Annotated in this window: 1 protein-coding gene; it reads right to left on the minus strand. The window is 37.0% G+C overall.

The window, feature by feature from the left end; genetic code table 11:
* Positions 1-351, minus strand: a 351-nt coding sequence (locus HMPREF3270_RS10985; protein WP_176746742.1) for an SdrD B-like domain-containing protein, incomplete at both ends; no start/stop codon positions are given.

The following is a 351-nucleotide window of genomic DNA, read 5'->3' on the forward strand; positions in this document are numbered from 1 at the left end:
TCTGCGTCTGCATCGGCATCTGCATCTGCGTCTGAATCTGAATCAGCGTCTGCATCTGCGTCTGCGTCTGCGTCTGAATCTTCTTCGAAGTAACCATTATCAATACTAAAATCATCATGATCGGTAATAGTTACATGAACTTCTTCACCATCAGCATCATTTTCATCATTATTACCTGAATTAGTAACAGTTTGAGTCAAACCTTCTGGTTTATCAAAATGTACAATATAATCACCACTATCTAAATCATCAAAACGATACTTACCAGTCTTATCTGTTGTTGTTGTTTTTAATACGTTACCATTACCATCTTTCAGTGTAACATGAACTCCTGAGATGCCTTTTTCATCA

The organism is Staphylococcus sp. HMSC65H10 (assembly GCF_001839185.1).
GTDB lineage: Bacteria > Bacillota > Bacilli > Staphylococcales > Staphylococcaceae > Staphylococcus > Staphylococcus simulans.